3 protein-coding genes are annotated in these 2,827 nt (G+C 27.8%); 1 reads left to right on the top strand and 2 read right to left on the bottom strand.

All coding sequences use genetic code 11. From position 1 onward, the window contains the following. Window positions 1-197: DUF368 domain-containing protein (locus Q0V09_RS10200; RefSeq protein WP_297489243.1), on the bottom strand; the 197-nt coding region annotated here is incomplete at its 3' end. Between the two features lie 19 nt (window positions 198-216). Next, window positions 217-1,278 (bottom strand): Mu transposase C-terminal domain-containing protein, encoded by a 1,062-nt coding sequence (locus Q0V09_RS10195; RefSeq protein WP_297489240.1) that lies wholly within the window; start codon window positions 1,276-1,278, stop codon window positions 217-219. 165 nt (window positions 1,279-1,443) lie between these two features. Between Q0V09_RS10195 and ptsG the strand changes: the two genes are divergently transcribed. Further along, on the top strand, window positions 1,444-2,827 hold a 1,384-nt coding region (ptsG, locus tag Q0V09_RS10190; protein WP_297489238.1), incomplete at its 3' end, for a glucose-specific PTS transporter subunit IIBC.

Below are 2,827 nucleotides of genomic sequence, written 5' to 3'. Positions count from 1 at the left end.
ACTACTGCTCCTATTCCAATTTGAGATAAAAATTTCATATATTCTATTTTCTTATTCATTGGTGCTGTGAAGAAATTCCCCACTGCTTCTGTTAATCTGTCATAAATGTTTAATACAACAGCAAGTGTTCCCCCTGATACTCCTGGAAGTACATTGGCTATACCAATTACAACCCCTTTTGCAAAATTTTTTAACATTTCCTCTCCTTATTCTATTTTATTTTAAATGTGCTTCCCCTATATATTTATCTTTATAGTACACTTTTATTTCTTTTTTATTAAATTCATTATATATTGCTTCTATTATTTTATCTTCATAATCTCTTAAAATTTTACTATCATACATGTTGTTTTTTACTCTTATTCCCATAGGGTAAACTTTTCTTTTATATTTACTTAAAAATATTTTTATTTTTTCCATTTCATCTTTTTCTATGCTATTTTTTTTATAAATATTTTCTTCTTCAATAAAAAAATATTTATCTAGAAATAATATTATTTCATTTATTGTTTTAGGTTTTTTTCTATTAAACTCTTTTAAAATATCTAACCCAACAAATGTTAAAAATTTATCCTTTTCTTCAATATACTCTTCCTGTATAATATTAATTCCTGTTTCGAAAAAAATACTTTTTTCTAGCTTTTTAGACACTCCATTTATTTTTAAATCCACTGAAATATTTTTAGGATATACTCCCTCTATTAATATACTTTCATAAATAAAATTAAAAAGTTTTTCAAAACTTCTTTCTATCTCTTCAAAAATAAAATTTATAACTTCATATGTATTTTTATTATAAAAAACTGTTAAATAGAAAACTTTATTTTCATCATTAAAAAAAGGAATCAATACTCCTTTTTGAATAATACCATATTCAAAAATATTTTCTACTTTTATTGAACCAAGAGAAGATTCTTTTATATTTTTATCTAAATTATTAATAATTCTAAAAAAAGTAGAGTAACTTACCATACTATTATAATTTATCATTATTTTTTTAGCTTTTTCATAAATTTGAGTAATCGGCAAGTCATATTCTTCTTTGTATATTTCTTTTATTTTTATTAATGCTTCATTATTTATTTTTTTTGAAGTATCTTTATCTACCCTATTTTTTTTCTTTAAACCTGATAATCCAGATGTTTTATATTGAGTCACCCATCGTTTTAAAGTTGCATAAGATACATTAGTTTCACTTTCTATTTCTTTTAATTTTTTTTCTTTTTTTAAAAATGGTTCAATTATTTTATACCTATAATCATCAATTTTTTTCATCATATTTCAGATATATCACCACCTTTTTTAGCTCTTTTGTAAAATTATAACACAAATATCAAATAAAAAAAAGGCTCATTTATCTTGATTATTTTCTTGACTTTTTTTTAAATTAAATGTATTCTTTTATTAAGTTATAAAAAAATTATAATACATATGGAGGATTTTATGAAAATATTTGCTGAAGTTCAAAAAATTGGTAAAGCTTTAATGACACCAGTTGCTATACTTCCTGCTGCAGGTATATTTCTAGCTGCAGGTAATAAGTTAGGAATACCTTTAATGGAACAAGCTGGAGGAATTATTTTTACTAATCTACCTTTACTTTTTGCTGTTGGTGCTGCCATTGGTTTAGTTGGTGGAGATGGAATTGCTGCCTTAGCTGCAATTGTTGCTCTACTTATTATGAATACTACTATGGGTGTTCTTACTAATGCTGCTGCAGGAGTAGCTGTTCATAATCCAGCTTTTGCTGAAGTATTAGGAGTTCCTACTCTACAAACAGGTGTTTTTGGTGGTCTTATTGCTGGTATCATTGCTGCAATTTGTTATAAGAAGTTCTATCAAACTGAACTACCTGCATTTTTAGGATTCTTTGCTGGAAAAAGATTAGTTCCTATTATGACTGCAATAGTAGCTTTCTTAGTTGGTCTTGCTATGCCACATATTTGGCAACCAGTTCAAGTAGGATTAGAAAAACTTTCTTTCCTTGCAAATGAAACAAATACAAATATTTCTACATTTTTATTCGGTGTTGTTGAAAGAGCACTAATTCCATTTGGATTACATCATATATTTTATGCTCCTTTCTGGTATCAGTTTGGAGATTATACTAACTCTGCTGGTCAAATTGTTAATGGAGACCAAGCTATTTGGTTTGCCATGTTAAAAGATGGAGTTCATTCTTTCTCTTCTGCTACTTATGCTGGTGCTGGTAAATTTATGGCTGGTAAATTTCCATTTATGATGTTTGGTCTTCCTGCTGCTGCTCTTGCAATGTATCATGAAGCTAAACCTCAAAATAAAAAAATTGCTGCAGGTATCTTATTCTCAGCTGCCTTAACATCATTCTTAACAGGAATTACTGAGCCAATTGAATTTTCATTTTTATTTGTTGCCCCTATTTTATACGCTGTTCACTGTGTTTTTGCTGGGCTATCTTTCATGCTAATGAATATGTTACATGTTAGAATTGGAATGACTTTCTCTGGTGGCGTTATTGACTATATTATGTTTGGTGTTCTTCCTGGAACTGATGGATTTGAAACAAACTGGCCTCTTGTTATTGTAGTCGGTTTAGGATTCTCTTTCTTCTATTATTTTGGATTCAGATTCTTTATTAGAAAATTCAATTTAATGACTCCTGGTAGAGAAGATTCAACAACTCAAGATACTAAAGAGGTTTCATTAAACAATCATGAACTAGCCATTCTAGTTACAAATGCTCTTGGTGGAAAAGATAACTTAATATCTATAGATGCTTGTATAACTAGATTAAGACTAGAAGTTAAAGATACTGCTCTTGTAAATGATGCAGAATTAAAAAGACTTG

Origin of the sequence: uncultured Cetobacterium sp. (assembly GCF_947039425.1) — a bacterium.
GTDB lineage: Bacteria > Fusobacteriota > Fusobacteriia > Fusobacteriales > Fusobacteriaceae > Cetobacterium_A.
Note: the sequence above shows the minus strand (reverse complement) of the source record. Positions and strands in the feature narration are given on the sequence as shown.